This window comes from Alcaligenes parafaecalis, assembly GCF_026344135.1.
GTDB lineage: Bacteria > Pseudomonadota > Gammaproteobacteria > Burkholderiales > Burkholderiaceae_B > Alcaligenes > Alcaligenes parafaecalis.
On record NZ_JAPKNA010000003.1, the window covers coordinates 412,806 to 428,544 of the forward strand.

Here is a 15,739-nt window from a genome sequence, read left to right on the forward strand (position 1 = left end):
TGTGCCTTTTCACATTTATGGGATTTTTTATGGCTAAGCAATTTGATGTTGTCGTGATTGGTGCAGGCCCTGGTGGCTACATTGCCGCCATCCGTGCTGCTCAACTGGGTATGAGCGTCGCTTGCGTGGACGCCTGGTCCACCGCTGAAGGCAAACCCGCTCCTGGCGGTACTTGCACCAACGTAGGTTGCATTCCTTCCAAGGCCTTGCTGCAATCGTCCGAACACTTCGAGCACGCCAATCTGCATCTGGCTGAGCACGGCGTGGACGTCAAGGGCGTGTCGCTGAATCTGGACAAGCTGGTTGGTCGTAAAGATGTCGTCGTCAAGCAGAACAACGACGGCATCTTGTACCTGTTCAAAAAGAACAAAGTTAACTTCTTCCACGGCACCGCTTCGTTTGGCGCCAAGGTTGACGGCGGCTGGTCGGTGAACGTGGCCGGTGCCAACGCTGAAGAGCTGGTTGCCAAGAACGTCATCATCGCTACCGGTAGCTCGGCTCGTGCCTTGCCCGGTGCCGAGTTCGACGAAGAACAAATTCTGTCCAACGACGGCGCATTGCGTCTGCCCAAGGTTCCCAAGAAACTGGCCGTTATCGGTGCCGGTGTGATTGGTCTGGAACTTGGTAGCGTGTGGCGTCGTCTGGGTGCCGAAGTGACCATTCTGGAAGGTGCTCCCGAGTTCCTGTCCGCCGTGGATCGCGACGTTGCCAAGGAAGCCCTGAAAGCTTTCACCAAGCAAGGTCTGAAGATCAATGTGGGCGTGAAGGTTGGCGAGATCAAAAAGACCGCCAAGCACGTGGCCATCAACTACGTAGACGCTTCGGGCGCCGAGCAAAAGCTGGAAGCCGACAAGCTGATCGTCTCCATTGGCCGTGTTCCTAACACTGCCGGTCTGGGTGCTGACACCATTGGCCTGAAGCTGGACGAGCGTGGTTTCGTGGTTGTGGACGACGATTGCGCCACCAGCCTGCCAGGTATCTGGGCTGTGGGTGACGTGGTTCGTGGTCCTATGCTGGCTCACAAAGCCGAAGAGGAAGGTGTGGCTGTGGCCGAGCGTCTGGCTGGTCAGCAACCTCACGTCAACTTCGACACTGTGCCTTGGGTTATCTACACCTCCCCTGAAATCGCTTGGGTTGGCAAGACCGAACAGCAACTGAAGACCGAAGGCCGTGCTTACCGCGCTGGCAGCTTCCCCTTCCTGGCTAACGGCCGTGCCCGCGCACTGGGTGATACCACCGGCTTTGTGAAGGTTCTGGCTGACGCCAAGACCGACGAAGTTCTGGGCGTTCACTTTGTGGGCCCTGTGGCTTCTGAGCTGGTGGCTGAAGCTGTTGCGATCATGGAATTCCGTGGCGCGTCGGAAGATATCGCCCGTATTTGCCATGCTCACCCAACCCTGTCCGAAGCCCTGAAAGAAGCGGCCTTGGCAGTGGACAAACGCGCTCTGAACTTCTGATAGACTTTCAGGGTGTTGTTGGAAAAGGGCGGGCACAGGCTCGCCCTTTTTTTCGTCAAAGAATTGGCTTTAATTACGCCAATCTCCAGGGCTTGCCTTGCATGGGATAATTAACCACGCAATATGCCCCGATTCTGTATCAGCAGGACGCTTGGTGAAACCCTGGGCGTCTACTGGCAGACCACTACCTGTCCTGGACAGGTTCTTTTATTTTCAGTGATATGAATGTTCGCGAGTATTACCATCAGGCTTTAGCGGAAAAAGGCTACCGTGCCGACCAGGCACAGGAGCAAGCTATAGACCGGCTGCAACGCTATTACGACGAGTGGGTGGAGTACCGCAAAATGCGCTCCAGCACCTTGCGTCGCATGTTTTCCCGTCCGGAGGTGCCGCGTGGCGTGTACCTGTGGGGGGGCGTAGGGCGTGGCAAGAGCTTCCTGATGGACGCGTTTTACCTGACGGTGCCGCTCAAGCGCAAAACCCGGATTCACTTCCACGAGTTTATGCGTGGCGTGCACAAGGAGCTGAATCAGGTCAAAGGCATGAGCGACCCCCTGGATGAAGTCGCCAAACGTATCGCCAAGCGTTATCGCCTGATCTGTTTTGACGAGTTTCACGTCTCGGATGTGGCAGATGCCATGATTCTGTACAAGCTGCTGCTGGGCCTGTTCGAGCGCGGCACGTCCTTTGTCATGACCTCCAACTACGAGCCATCCACGCTGTACCCGGAAGGTTTACATCGTGACCGGATTCTGCCCGCGATTGCGCTGATCCAGAAGAATATGGACATCATGAACGTGGATACGGGCGTAGATTACCGCCGCCGCGCTCTGGAGCAGGTCAAAACCTATCTGACTCCGCTGGGCCCTGATACGACGGCAGAGCTGCAATCCATGTTCTCTTCCTTGTCGGATACGGCTCCACTGGAACCTGTGCTGACCATTGAGAACCGTGAGGTGAAGGCCGTGGCCTTGTCAGGTTCGGCCGTCTGGTTTGATTTCGAGACCCTATGCGTTAGTGCACGCTCGCAGAACGACTATCTGGAACTGGCCAACCGTTTCCAGACTGTGATCCTGTCCGATGTCCCTCGGATGACGGCCCGTGATGCTTCTGCAGCGCGACGCTTCACCTGGCTGGTGGATGTTTTTTACGATCACAAAGTCAAATTTATTATGTCCGCGGCTGTGCCCGAGGAAGAGTTGTATGTAGATGGCCCCATGGCCAATGAGTTCCACCGTACTGTCTCGCGTTTGATGGAAATGCAATCGCGCGAGTACCTGGAGTCAGAGCGGCGCCAGGCAGTTATTTTGTAGGGCTTGGGCGCGGCCGGTGGCCAGTGCGCCTGATCCCTGACCCTGACACGTAGTTTTATAAGCGTATTTTTTATCATGACGACACGAGTACTGACCGGCGTTACCACGACCGGTATTCCACACTTGGGCAACTATGCTGGGGCGATTCGTCCGGCTATCCGTGCTAGCCAGCAAGCCGATGTCGACGCATTTTTCTTCATGGCCGACTACCACGCCCTGATCAAATGTGATGATCCGGAGCGCGTTGCGATCTCCCGCCGTGCGATTGCTGCTACCTGGCTGGCCTGCGGCCTGGATGTGGAGAAAGTTACGTTCTATCGTCAATCCGATATCCCAGAAATTCCGGAATTGTCCTGGATGCTGGGCTGTGTGACCGGTAAGGGTTTGATGAACCGTGCCCATGCTTATAAAGCTTCTGTTGATAAAAATGAAGCTGCTGGTATGGAGCCCGATGATGGCGTCACCATGGGTTTGTTCAGCTACCCCGTGCTGATGGCGGCCGACATTTTGATGTTCAACGCGCACAAAGTCCCAGTGGGCCGCGATCAGGTACAGCATCTGGAAATGGCGCGCGATATCGCCAAGAGCTTCAACCACCTGTATGGCCGTGGCAAGGAGCTGTTTGTCTTGCCTGAAGTGCAGGTAGAAGAGGACGTGGCCCTCTTGCCCGGTCTGGATGGCCGTAAGATGTCCAAGAGCTACGACAACACGATTCCTCTGTTTGAGGGTGGTGCCAAGGCACTGAAGTCGGCCATTGCCCGTATCGTGACGGACTCCAAAGGTCCCGGCGAGTCCAAAGACCCTGACGATTCGCACCTGACGGCCTTGTACAAGGCATTTGCAACACCTGAGCAGACCCAAGTATTCCGTCAGCAGTTGATTGACGGCATGGCCTGGGGTGAAGCCAAGGATGCCTTGCACCAGTTGCTGGAAGCCATGATTGCTCCTATGCGCGACCGTTACGAAGCTTTGATGGCCCGTCCTCAAGACATTGAAGAGCTGCTGCAAGTTGGTGCGCGCAAGGCACGAGCTTACGCAACCCCCTTCATCCATGAATTGAAGGCTGCTGTAGGCCTGCGTGATCCTTTGAGTACCGCTGCCAGCAAGTCCGAAGCCAAGGCCCGTAAAGCCCGTTTTGTGAACTTCCGCGACGAAGACGGCACCTTCCGTTTCCGCCTGCAAGATGCTGCCGGACAAGAGCTGTTCCTGTCCCGCTCCTACGCTGACCCTAAACAGGCTGGTGTAGCGATCAAGGCATTGCAGACCGCAGCGTTTGCAGAGGTGTCCAAGCATGACGGCCAGGAGCTGCAAATCCATTGTGCTGGTGAAGAAGTCGCCCGCGTATCGGCAGATCTGCGTGATGCAGTCGAAGCTGCTTTGGATTCGATGCGTGACTAAGTAGTGTGTCTGCTGCAGGATTGATCCTTGACTGAGGATCAATCCCGCGCTGAATGCAGTGAGCTTGAGTCAGGAGCTAGACTGTGGACTTCTGGTCCCAGTCTTTGCTGGCCAGCTCCAATGCCGCAATATCTTCTGCGCAGATCATGTCGCGCAGAGCTGTGAATTTCTCTTCCGGCCATTCATATATCTTCAGGCCCAGCAATCGTTCAATGCTTGCCTCAGCAAAGCGCTTGCGCACGGGCACAGCCGGGTTCCCGGCCACAATCGTGTACGGTGCCACGCTCTTGGTCACAATCGCACCGGAGGCCACGACAGCGCCTTCTCCAATCACTACACCGGGCATGATCATGGCCCGCATGCCGATCCAGGCACCGTCATGGATATGGGTGTCGCCTTTGCCCACATAGGCATCCGTAATCTTGTCCACGAAGGGATACAGGCTGAACCAGTCCATGCGATGGGTATGGTTACCCCCCATCAGAATCACGGCCTCGGCGCCGATACATACGTAGTCGCCAATATGTAGCTGGTCTACCGGCCATTGAGAGGTCCAGGCCTTGCGGCTGTATTCGTCTCCGTACAGGTAACGCACCACGCTTTCTTCAAAACTGCCGGTCCAGGCATGGCTGTAGTAGCTGTGTGTGCCACGCACATGGATATTGGGGTTGGATACGGTTTCGTGCAGGAGTTCGACCTGCGACCAGTGCTTTTGCACCATGCTTCTCCTTCTGGACCTTGCTGTGCTGGATCTGGCTTTGCGCCAGTAAGGGCAAGGTGAGATGTTCGTGTTTGGGCCAGGCAGTCAGGCGCGTGTAGGAAGCTCGCTTTGTTGACGCTGATGGCGGGACTAGTCTAATGCGCTTTGAGGCGCTTTGCATTCAGGCAGGCCAAAAGCATCAAGCCCTGCATGAATAATTCATGCAGGGCTTGATGATGGGCTTGGGCCAGGAATACCTGTCTTATTCGGCAGGCTGGGCGGGAATACCCAGTTTTTCACACAGGCTCAGAATTTCGTCCAGGTTCTCGCGTTTAACGACGATAAGCTGAAATTCCTCGTCATAGCTTTGGGCAAACTCCAGCAGGCAATAGGAAGGATGAAATTCCTTCAATTGCTCGTTGGCCCATTGGAAAAAGCCGTCCACATCCTGAAATGGCATGTCCTCGTAGGGGAAGGCGGGCAGGTCCTGGCTTTCAAACGCGGCCAGGATTTCTTCCCACAGTTCGTCCACGGTATCGGCCAGGGCCAGGTAGTCGTCCAGTTCGTAGCTGATGGCCAGGATCAGAGCGCCATCAGGGTCATGCTCCATCAGGTTCTGGGCGTGCTTGCCATATGCTTCGCCCATCGCTGCCGGGCTGGCGCTGGCTGTCAGCACGGACTGGCTGATGGCTGCAATATCCTGTTCCTTCTGATCAAATCCGGTCAGCAGATTGAGCAGACGCGTCAGTTGGGAAAGGCGCTCGGTCTCAGTCATGGCTTATCTCCGAAGTTTGCTAAAGGCGGCTGCCATTGCACCTGTCGGTGCCGGTTCAGCTTGCCGGTTGGGGCGATTGTTACCGGAACGGCGCTGGGGAGCATTGCTTGTGCTGCTGGAACCACGCACCGGGGCGCTGTCGTCGTTCAGGCGCATGGTCAAACCAATACGCTTGCGGGCTATATCCACTTCCTGAACTTTAACCTTAACCGTCTGACCAACGCGAACGACATCGCGCGGGTCTTTCACAAAGGTCTCAGACAGGGCCGAGATATGGACCAGACCGTCCTGGTGCACACCGATATCCACAAAGGCACCAAAGTTGGCCACGTTGGTAACCACACCTTCCAGAATCATGCCGGGCGTCAGATCTTTCAGGGAGTCGATGCCTTCCTGGAACTTGGCGGTGGTGAACTCAGGGCGAGGATCGCGGCCGGGCTTTTCAATTTCGTTAAAAATATCACGCACGGTCGGTAAACCAAAGCGTTCATCGGTAAAGTCCGAGGGCGACAGGCCTTTCAGTGCGCCGGACTTGCCCATGACTTCACTGGCTTCGGTTTGCAGACGCTCCAGAATACGGGCCGCCACGGGGTAGGCTTCAGGGTGAACCGAGGAGGCGTCCAAGGGATTGGCCGCACCTGGAATACGCAAAAAACCAGCGGCTTGCTCGAAGGCTTTTTCACCAAAGCGGGGCACATCACGCAATTGCTTGCGGCTTTGGAAAGCGCCGTTCTCGTCACGCCAGGTGACGATGTTCTTGGCCAGCGTATTGTTCAGGCCGGAAACACGGGCCAGCAGGGGAGCCGAAGCTGTATTGACGTCCACACCTACCGCGTTCACACAATCTTCCACCACGGCATCCAGGCTGCGAGCCAGTTCGCGCTGGTTCACATCGTGCTGGTACTGGCCGACACCAATGGATTTGGGGTCGATTTTGACCAGTTCGGCCAGCGGATCTTGCAGGCGGCGTGCAATGGAGACGGCACCGCGCAGGCTGACGTCCATATCAGGAAATTCCTGGGCGGCCATCTCGGAAGCGGAGTACACCGAAGCACCTGCTTCGGATACCACCACACGGGTCAGCGGCAATTGCGGGAAAGCGGACTGCAGGTCAGCGACCAGTTTCTCGGTTTCGCGCGATGCGGTGCCATTGCCAATCGCCACCAGTTCAACCTGATAACGTGTTGCCAGACCGGCCAGAGTGCGAATCGAGCCCTCGCGGTCACGGCGTGGCTCGAAGGGGTAGACGGTGGCGGTATCCAGCACTTTGCCGGTTGCATCAATCACCGCGGCTTTCACGCCGGTACGAATACCAGGGTCCAGACCCAGCACCGCTTTATTGCCAGCGGGGGCGGCCAGCAGCAGATCGCGCAGGTTGGCAGCAAACACGCGGGTAGACTCTTGCTCGGCTTCTTCACGCAGGCGGCCAATCAGCTCGGACTCAAACGCCGTCAGCAGTTTGACGCGCCAGGTCCAGCGGCAGACCTCGGCCAACCAGTGATCGCGTGGGCTGGCGTCGGCGGAGAAGTCTGCACCGATGTCAGTCAGCTCGGCCACTTTCAGCACACAAGGGTGTGGCAGCAGTTGATCTTGTTCGGGGTTCAGGCCCAGGCGCAAGTCCAGCGCCCCTTGCTGGCGACCGCGCAGCAAAGCCAGAACACGGTGGGAAGGCAGTTGACGCAGTGCTTCGTTGAAATCGAACCAGTCGCGGAATTTGTCACCGTCCTGCTCCTTGCCTTCGGCAACCTTGGAGTACAGGTGGGCAGACTTCCACAGATGGTCGCGCATGGCTTCCAGCAGATCGGCTTGCTCGGCAAAGCGCTCGGCCAGAATGTCGCGGGCACCGTCCAGGGCCGCTTTGGCCGTGTCGATTTTGGCCTCGGCATTCAGATAGCCTTCGGCCAGCGCCAGCGGGTCGGCATTGGCTTGTGCCAGGATAGCGTCCGCCAGCGGCTCCAGGCCCGCTTCGCGGGCAATCTGGGCACGGGTACGACGCTTGGGCTTGTAAGGGGCGTACAAGTCTTCCAGACGCTGCTTGGTGTCGGCCACCAGAATGGCTTGCTCCAGCTCGGGCGTCAGTTTTTCTTGCTGGCGGATCGATTCCAGAATGGCATGACGACGCGATTGCATATCGCGCAAATAGATCAGGCGCACTTCCAGGTCACGCAGGACATTATCGTCCAGGCCGCCGGTTGCTTCTTTGCGATAACGGGCGATAAAAGGGACCGTGGCCCCGTTGTCCAAGAGCTCTACCGTCGAGGCGGCTTGTTGGATGCGGATGTTCAGTTCAGAGGCCAGTAGCGCCAGAATCTGTTGGTGATCCTGTTGCTGGGCGAGGGTTTCCACAGTCATTTCAGTTATGGGTCCATCGTTGTAAAAGGGTCTGCAAGCGCCGCATTTTGCCATAAAGACCGGCAGTGACCCAGAATTGGCAGGTATCATCTTGTATGTATTCCACTGTGATTGTAGACAGTTCTGTCATTCGTCACCTCTCCCTTAGCGGTTTTGCCCCATGTTGTTGCAGGATTATTCCGATATATTTTCCCCCCAAGGCCCACTGGCAGAGTCTGTCCCGCACTATCGTCCGCGGCAGGCTCAGTTGGAGCTGGCCCAAGCCATCAGCGAGACCGTCGCCGAGTCTGGCGTACTGATCGCCGAGGCGGGCACAGGAACGGGCAAGACCTGGGCCTATCTGGTGCCCGTGTTCATGCAAGGCGGTAAAGCGCTGGTCTCGACCGGGACGCGTACCTTGCAGGATCAATTGTTCCGTCGGGATATTCCCCATCTGCGTAAAGCGCTGGCTTTGCCGGTCGATGTGGCCTTGCTCAAGGGCAGAAGTAATTACGTCTGTCATTACCATCTGGAACGACTGGGGCAGGATGACCGGGCCCTGAAGTCCCGTGCGGAAATCGCTTACCTGCGTGCCATTCAGCTTTTTACCGAACGCAGCCGTAGCGGCGACAAGGGCGAGCTGGCCGAAGTCCCCGAGGATGCGGATATTTGGCACCGAGTCACTTCCACACGGGATAACTGCCTGGGTCAGGATTGTCCCTTTGTGCGCGACTGCTTTGTGATGAAAGCGCGCCGCCATGCCCAGGATGCGGATGTGGTGGTGGTGAACCACGCCCTGTTCATGGCCGATCTGGCCTTGCGCGAAGAGGGGGTGACGGACTTGCTGCCCAGCGTGGATCTGGTGGTGTTTGATGAAGCACACCAATTGCCCGACGTGGCCACCCGTTTTCTGGGTAGCAGCGTGTCCTTGTATCAATTGACGGATTTGTGTCGACAGATTGAAGTGGCGGGTCTGGCTCAGGCGCGAGAGACGGTGGACTGGAGTCAGGTCGCCCGCAAGCTGGAACAAGCGGCTCGGGACTTGCATCTGCGTACCGCCTCGCTGGCCGCGCAGGGTGGCCGTGCCACCTTCCAGGCCTTGCCCGAACCAGAACGCTTTGACGAGGCGCTGGAACAACTGCTGGAAACCTTCGACAAGGTCATCAAGATGCTGGCTATGGTGGCTGAACGCCATCCTGATCTGGCGGCTGCGCATAAAAGTGCACTGGAATTGCGGGCACGCTTGTTTCAGTGGAGTCAGCCAGATCGCCAGGGCCGCCACGCGTATCTGCCTGAAAGCGAAAAAGACGATGATCAGCCTGACGAGTTTGTGCGTTGGGTAGAAAGCGGCCAGCACTATCTGCGTTTGCATAGTGCGCCTTTGTCCGTGGCCAAGATTTTCTCGCGCTACAGAGGCAAAGAGCAGTCCTGGGTGCTGACTTCGGCCACGCTTTCTGTACATGGTGACTTCAATCACTTCAAACGGCAGTTGGGCTTGTTTGACGCCCGTACCGAATCCTGGGCCTCGCCTTTTGATTACCCCAATCAAGCGCTGTTCTATGTGCCCAGTACCTTGCCGCTGCCTAGCCACCCGAATTTCAACCAGGCCTTTGTCGACGCGCTGATGCCTTTGATCAAAGCCGGGCAGGGCGGTGTGCTGGTGCTCTGTACGACCTTGCGCTCGGTAGAGCGGATTGCGGATATGTTGCGTGATCGTTTTGATCAGGAAGACATAGAGCGTAATGTGCTGCGCCAAGGGGAGCGTTCACGGCAAGTGCTGCTGGACGAATTCCGTGCGCGCGGCAATGCCGTGCTGGTGGGTAGTGCCAGCTTCTGGGAAGGGATTGACCTGCCTGGGGATGCTTTGACCCTGGTCGCTATCGACAAGCTGCCCTTTGCGCCACCGGATGATCCCGTGCTGGAAGCGCGTATCAAGGAGTGCAAGGATCGAGGTGGTAATCCCTTTATGGAATACCAACTGCCAGAGGCTGCAATTGCCTTGAAACAAGGGGCTGGCCGCCTGATTCGTACTGAACGCGATTGGGGTGTGCTGCTGGTGGGCGATACCCGTATTGTTGAAAAACCCTATGGGAAATTATTGTGGCGTGGCTTGCCACCCTTTGCCCGTACCCGTGATCCTGCGCGTGCGTTGGCGTTTCTGCGGGAGCAGAAGGCCAAACGGCAGAGTGCCCAAGTAAGCGATGTGGAGCTGAATGACAGCTCGGAGCAGGCTTGAAAATATTCCTCGTATTCCGTCTATTAAAACTAGGGCAAGGACTCGTCTGCCACGATGTCCTCTGCCACCAAACCCCATAAAAACAGGCTGGGCGTGCCAGCGCCTTCCAGGCTGCCCTCTATCTGCTGAAGAACGGACATGACGGCGCTGCGATTGCTGACTGCCTCAAATGCTTCCCGAGTGATAGGCGCAAACCAGCCTTTTTTGAGTACCGCCACTGCCATTGCCAGTGCGACGGAAAACACATGCTGGCCCAGCATGGGGACTTTAACCGTCTCACCTGCACGGTTGTACACATCAAACATCTGCTCTTCGTCGGGTAAGGCGGCACCCAGACGCCAGGCTAGTGCTAGCCCGAAAGCCTCGGGAATCATCACGCAAAGCTTGGTTGCTCGTACTTCTGACAGGCCGCTGGCTTGCAGTTGGGCGATGCACTCCTCGATGCTTTGATCTTTTGCCAGCACAGGAATGGCTTGCAGTACCAGCGTTTCTGCTTGTTCGTGATTCATGGTCTTGTGACTCAGTAACTCTATATCAAGGCTTCTTGGCATCGTATGTTTGACGTGATGCCTGTATACGCGGAAGATTCTCTCTGACCCACACATTGACGCCTTTCAGTGCATCGAACATATTTTTTCCCATCTCTGTCAGTTCATATTCCACACGTGGAGGTACCTCGGGAAAATAATGGCGTTCTACCAAGCCATCTCGTTCCAGGTTTCGCAGTGTCAGCGTCAGCATGCGTTGTGTGATTCCTTCCACCTCACGCTTGATCTCGGAAAACCGCAGCCTACGATCACCCGCGATGGCAAGGCGCCAGATGACCTGCACGGTCCATTTGTCACCGAGGCGTGTGCAGACTCCATTCAAGGGAATCGGCAGGAAGGATGAATCGCTGTCGTGCTTTTTTTGGGGAGAATCCGACTCTGCTGGATCTATGGGTTTCATTTTTGTGCCTGAGGTTCAAGAAAGTGCCGTCTTCCGCAATTCAGGGATCGAGGAAAGAATACGACATTCTCTTTTTTTCGAGCTGAATCATGAACAAAGTACATCGTCCCATTCTGGTTTTCGGAGCCACTGGTCGGCAAGGCGGCTCGGTAGTCAAAGCACTGCTGGAGGCTCACTGGCCTGTGCGCGCTTTTGTACAAGCCCCATCCGGGCCCGCTTCAATTGCGTTGCGGGAGGCAGGCGCTGAGCTCGTGCAGGGCTCATTGGACGATGCCAATCTTATCGCGTCGGCCATGAAGGGTGTATATGGCATTTTCAGCGTGATGCCTGCCAATCTGTCGGCAGAGGAGGAGGTTTGTTATGGCACACGCGTTGCTGATCTGGCGGCAAAGAATGGCGTCGAGCATTTTATCTATTCCTCGGGGGCGAGCGCTGGTGAAGAACTGACAGGTGTTCCGCGCTTCGATGCCAAGCCTCGTATCGAGGCACACATCCGTGAACTGCCGATTACCGCAACGATCATCCGTCCGATGATCTTCATGGAGATGCTTGTGCGGCCAGGCTTTGGCCTGGATGAAGGGCGGCTGCTTTCCCTGATACACCGTGATCATTCGATTCAACTCACTGCAGTGCAAGACATAGGGAAAATCGTTGCCACCCTGTTCGCGGACAGAGCACGGTTTGCCGGAATGAGCTTGAAGATCGCTAGCGATCGTGTGACCGGCCAGGAGCTGGAGGCCGCATTCTCGGAAGCCGCAGGTCGTTCCATCACCTATGCCCGATTCCCTGACGAAGTGTTGGCTGCCAACGCCGATTTGGGACATATGGCGTCAAGCCTGAAAGATGGCCCTCTCGCCGAGCGGGTGGACCTCGACCTGATGCGCGAGATCAATCCTGGACTTGTCTCCTTGCGCTCATGGTTGATGGGAGAGGGGCGTGGAAAACTGGAAGAAGCGCTGCGCAGGAAACAGGCGTAGAGAGGCTAGGCGAAGGAATGTGCGCAGATGGAGTCTGTTGCTTTCTCGCTGTGGCTGAAGGACTCCATTTCATTCGTGCGACCGAGCGATTGCTTGTTGAGTAGTCGCCACTGTCACGCGCTATTTCTCTTATCAGTAAGCCTGCTAAAAACAGCCAAAAACGCTGCGAAGAACCTTGCTCGCACAGCCTGTCACAAGGCCAATTAAATCATTTAAATGTAAAGCTCTCCTGCCCGGAACGCAGGGTAATCCCCATCTCTGAACGCATTGACGCGTCAAATTCGGCTCATTACCATCACAACATACAACTATGTATGTTCTAAAACCACTTGTGTTTGGTGATCCACATGACAACAGAAAAAACTTTGCCGCGAGTAATGCGTTTTGACGATTTGGTCTTCCAGCCCAGACAGGAAAAACCGGAGATGGCGCAGTTGGCGGAAATCGTGGGTGAGGAAGACGGGACGCCCTTGGGGGCGGGGTATGCACGCTTGAACCAGGCTCGCATCGAATGGACTGTGCTTTACGACGAGGTCGTGACGGTGATCGAGGGCAGTATTCGCATTCATACGCCACAGGGCATTCTGGAAGCCGGTCCACGTGATTGCATTTGGCTGCCAGCAGGCACTCCCCTGATCTACGAAGCAGAATCTGCCCTGATCCACTACTGCCTGCATCCCAGCAACTGGGCCAGCGCACGGACGGCGGCATGAGCATCAAGAAAATTACGCGCCTGCCGGAGAACGACAAGACCAATGGGTGGAGTCGGCTCTTGGCGCCCCGCACGCCCAAGCCCGCTTTGGCTAAAGACGTACAGGCTGATTGGGTGATCGTCGGTGGTGGTCTGGCCGGTTTGGCCGCAGCCCGTCGACTGGCAGAGAATCGCCCCGGCGATAGCATCGTGGTGCTGGAAGCTGATCAGGTGGGCGAGGGCGCTCAAGGCCGCAACTCCGGCTTTGCGATTGATAGCCCTCATAACGTCGGCAGTTCCATGGGCGAGCTGGACGCTGCTCGCTCGCATGTGCGCCTGGCGCGTACGGCGATTGCTTATCTGAAAACCCAGGTCGAGCGTTACGGCATTGAGTGCGACTGGAGCCCCATCGGGAAATTCCACGCTGCCGTTTCCGAGGAAGGCGTACGCACAACCTTGAAACCTACGCTGCAAGTGCTGGAATCCTTGAAGGAACCGCATGAGTGGCTGGACGGCAAGGCCTTGCACGACAAGCTGGGGTTCAAGCATTTCCGCACAGGTATTTACACCCCCGGTACGGTGTTGCTGAATCCGGCGGGTTTGTCTCGCGGTCTGGCCGACAATATGCCTGCCAACGTCACTGTTTATGAAAAAACGCCCGTGATGTCTGTGCAGCAAGGTGATGGCGTCACGCTGGAAACCCCCGGCGGCAAAGTTCGTGCAGGCAAGATGATTCTGGCCGTGAACGTCTTTGCAGAGCAATTCGGGTTTTATAGCGGCAAGCTGATGCCGATGGCGGCTCATGCCAGCCTGACCCGTTGTCTGACAGAAAGCGAACAGCGTGAATTGGGTGGTTTGCCTAGCTGGGGTTTGACGCCCGCTAATGCCTTTGTGGGCATCACCATGCGTCGCACCAATGACCAGCGCATTCTGATTCGTCAGCACATGACGTACGCCCCCAATTTGCGTAGTGATGACGAGAGCCGTCGCCGCGTGCGCATCGAGCACAAAACCTTGTTTGATGAGCGTTTCCCGAATCTGAAGAACGTGGAAATGGAGCACACCTGGACGGGCTTTATCTGCCTGTCCCGTAATGGTTCACCCGGCTTTGGTCAGGTGGCCCCGCATGTATATTCCGCGGTGTGTCAGAACGGGGTGGGGCTGACCAAGGGCACGATCTCCGGCATGTTGGTGGCGGATCTGGCTTGCGGTGTGGATAACCCCTTGATTGCCGACATGCAGGCTTTGGGGCAACCCGATGCCTTGCCACCACGTCCGTTTCTGGATGTTGGCGTCCGTGCCCGTTTGGGCTGGGAGTTGTGGCGGCACAGGGCGGAAGCCTGATATCCGAAGTTTGAACAATAAATTTAAAAGAAATACCCAGGAGGAGTTATGAAGCTATTGAGCAAGACTTTGCTGACGGTGATGTTCAGCCTGAGCGCGGCCACGGTGTCCGCACAAACCTTGCGTATTGCCACGGACTCGGGCGCGCAGGGTTCGCCTAGTGGTGATGCCATCGAGAAATGGGCTGCGCTGATTAAAGAGGGCACGCAAGGCTCCTTGTCGCCACGCGTTTTTTATCAGAACCAGTTGGGCGGTCAGGAAGAGGTGTTCGACCAGCACGTGGCCGGTGATGTGCAGTTGATGTTGAACTGGCCCATGACGTCCTACGACAAGCGCATTGCGGTGATCTACACGCCCTATATGTTCACCACCTGGGAGGAAGCCTTGGCCGCTTACCAGCCCGGTGGCTGGTTGAATGAAACGCTGGACGGTATCTACAAAGAGAACGGCCTGAAGTTCTTTGGTGCCTGGCCTGAAGGGTTCAATGGCGTGGCGACCAAAGGCAAGCATGCTTTGACGGTAGAGGATGCCAAGAGCATCAAGGTGCGCGTGCCGCCTATCTCCATGATGCAGCAGTCCGTGCAAGCCATGGGTTATCAGACGGCAGCCATTGATTGGGGCGAAGTCTTTACCTCGATTCAAACTGGCGTGGTGGATGGCGATGCAGCCAACGTCATTTATTACGACTACGAGTACTTCCGCGACACGCTGGATTTCTACGTGCGCAGCAAGCAGCAGTTCATTACCGGCGTGTTGTCCATGAATCTGGAAGCCTGGGAAGCCTTGAAACCCGAGCAGCAGGAAGTGGTTCAGTCCTCGGCCATCAGCATCATGCAGGAGCAGTTTGCCAAGGCTCAGGTAGCGGATGCGGACATTGTGGAGAAATGGAAGGCGCTGGGCAAAAACTATATTGAACTCGACAAGGAGCAACTGGCCGCGCTGGGTACGCATGTCCGCGCCAAAGTCTGGCCTGCGATGCACGCTGAAGTGGGCGACAGCATCATGTCTCATATCGAGAAAAACGCCTCGGTTCTCCAGTGAACACCTTGAATCAAGGGGGTATGAATGTGAGTGAGGACATCCCGATTAAGCGCGGGCCGACCCTGATCGCCCTGGAGTGGCTAGCCATTGTGTCCAGCATTGTGGTGGCGGCGGGCCTGGCCTATGTGGTGGCAGCCCGTTATTACCTGAACTGGCCGGCAACCGGAGTGCACACCATCGTCATGGTGGCGGCGATTTGGCTCTACATGACCGGGGCACTGATTGCCAGCCAGTCGCGCCAGCATCTGGTGGTGGATTACTTGTCGCATCGTTTGAAGACGCCGCGTGTCCGCGCCATTCACCGTTTGCTGGTCTCGATCCTGGTGCTGGTCATTGTGACGGCCTTTGCGTATTGGACCTTGCGCATGTTCATGTGGGGTGCCCGTTTTTCGACCACGATGGCGGAGCTGGGGATTCCCGTCTGGGTGCCTCAGGCAGCGATTGGCTTGAATGCGGCGGGTAGCCTGCTGTATGCCTTGCGCGATGTTTATCAGTCTTTGATGGCCGTGCGCCATGGAGGCCATTGAT

Annotated in this window: 14 protein-coding genes; 9 read left to right on the forward strand and 5 right to left on the reverse strand. The window is 56.6% G+C overall.

Translation table 11 applies throughout. The annotated features are described in order from the left end of the window. Positions 1–29 precede the first annotated feature (29 nt). From lpdA to OSH09_RS12400, 3 genes are all read left to right on the forward strand, one after another. Positions 30–1,457: a dihydrolipoyl dehydrogenase gene (gene lpdA, locus OSH09_RS12390; protein WP_153229430.1), complete on the forward strand. Its 1,428-nt coding sequence runs from the start codon at positions 30–32 to the stop codon at positions 1,455–1,457. A gap of 221 nt (positions 1,458–1,678) precedes the next feature. Next, complete coding sequence (gene zapE / locus OSH09_RS12395) at positions 1,679–2,770, forward strand: cell division protein ZapE (RefSeq protein ID WP_266121138.1); 1,092 nt, start codon at positions 1,679–1,681, stop codon at positions 2,768–2,770. Positions 2,771–2,845: 75 nt separating this feature from the next. After that, a complete protein-coding gene (locus tag OSH09_RS12400; protein WP_266121139.1) occupies positions 2,846–4,168 on the forward strand; it encodes a tryptophan--tRNA ligase in 1,323 nt (440 codons plus the stop codon). Positions 4,169–4,244: 76 nt separating this feature from the next. Here OSH09_RS12400 and OSH09_RS12405 read toward each other — a convergent pair whose 3' ends face one another. The 3 genes from OSH09_RS12405 to OSH09_RS12415 all read right to left on the reverse strand — a co-directional run bounded on the left by OSH09_RS12405 (position 4,245) and on the right by OSH09_RS12415 (position 7,995). Then, positions 4,245–4,889 (reverse strand): CatB-related O-acetyltransferase, encoded by a 645-nt coding sequence (locus tag OSH09_RS12405; protein WP_266121140.1) that lies wholly within the window; start codon positions 4,887–4,889, stop codon positions 4,245–4,247. A 241-nt stretch (positions 4,890–5,130) separates the two neighbouring features. After that, the gene (locus OSH09_RS12410) at positions 5,131–5,643 is read right to left on the reverse strand and encodes a DUF6630 family protein (RefSeq protein WP_207873626.1); all 513 of its coding nucleotides are present in this window, start codon (positions 5,641–5,643) and stop codon (positions 5,131–5,133) included. A gap of 3 nt (positions 5,644–5,646) precedes the next feature. Then, a complete protein-coding gene (locus OSH09_RS12415) occupies positions 5,647–7,995 on the reverse strand; it encodes a Tex family protein (RefSeq protein WP_266121141.1) in 2,349 nt (782 codons plus the stop codon). Positions 7,996–8,155: 160 nt separating this feature from the next. On the opposite strand from OSH09_RS12415, the gene OSH09_RS12420 reads away from it, so the two are divergent. Then, positions 8,156–10,210 carry an ATP-dependent DNA helicase gene (locus OSH09_RS12420; RefSeq protein ID WP_266121142.1) on the forward strand — a complete coding sequence of 685 codons (2,055 nt, stop codon included), beginning with the start codon at positions 8,156–8,158 and terminating at the stop codon, positions 10,208–10,210. Positions 10,211–10,239: 29 nt separating this feature from the next. Here OSH09_RS12420 and OSH09_RS12425 read toward each other — a convergent pair whose 3' ends face one another. Together OSH09_RS12425 and OSH09_RS12430 are read right to left on the reverse strand one after the other, a co-directional pair. After that, positions 10,240–10,719 (reverse strand): hypothetical protein, encoded by a 480-nt coding sequence (locus tag OSH09_RS12425; protein WP_266121143.1) that lies wholly within the window; start codon positions 10,717–10,719, stop codon positions 10,240–10,242. Positions 10,720–10,744: 25 nt separating this feature from the next. After that, a complete protein-coding gene (locus OSH09_RS12430; protein WP_266121144.1) occupies positions 10,745–11,158 on the reverse strand; it encodes a winged helix-turn-helix transcriptional regulator in 414 nt (137 codons plus the stop codon). 89 nt (positions 11,159–11,247) lie between these two features. Between OSH09_RS12430 and OSH09_RS12435 the strand changes: the two genes are divergently transcribed. The 5 genes from OSH09_RS12435 to OSH09_RS12455 all read left to right on the forward strand — a co-directional run bounded on the left by OSH09_RS12435 (position 11,248) and on the right by OSH09_RS12455 (position 15,738). Beyond that, positions 11,248–12,135, forward strand: coding sequence for an NmrA/HSCARG family protein (locus OSH09_RS12435; protein ID WP_266121145.1), 888 nt, complete (start codon positions 11,248–11,250; stop codon positions 12,133–12,135). Between the two features lie 347 nt (positions 12,136–12,482). Beyond that, positions 12,483–12,848 carry an ethanolamine utilization protein EutQ gene (locus OSH09_RS12440; RefSeq protein WP_266121146.1) on the forward strand — a complete coding sequence of 122 codons (366 nt, stop codon included), beginning with the start codon at positions 12,483–12,485 and terminating at the stop codon, positions 12,846–12,848. Next, the gene (locus tag OSH09_RS12445; RefSeq protein ID WP_266121147.1) at positions 12,845–14,170 is read left to right on the forward strand and encodes an NAD(P)/FAD-dependent oxidoreductase; all 1,326 of its coding nucleotides are present in this window, start codon (positions 12,845–12,847) and stop codon (positions 14,168–14,170) included. Before OSH09_RS12440 ends, OSH09_RS12445 begins: the two co-directional genes overlap by 4 nt. A 48-nt stretch (positions 14,171–14,218) precedes the next feature. Next, the gene (dctP, locus tag OSH09_RS12450; RefSeq protein WP_266121148.1) at positions 14,219–15,211 is read left to right on the forward strand and encodes a TRAP transporter substrate-binding protein DctP; all 993 of its coding nucleotides are present in this window, start codon (positions 14,219–14,221) and stop codon (positions 15,209–15,211) included. Between the two features lie 20 nt (positions 15,212–15,231). Beyond that, on the forward strand, positions 15,232–15,738 hold the full coding sequence (locus OSH09_RS12455; RefSeq protein ID WP_266121149.1) for a TRAP transporter small permease: 507 nt from the start codon (positions 15,232–15,234) through the stop codon (positions 15,736–15,738). Position 15,739: the final 1 nt, after the last annotated feature.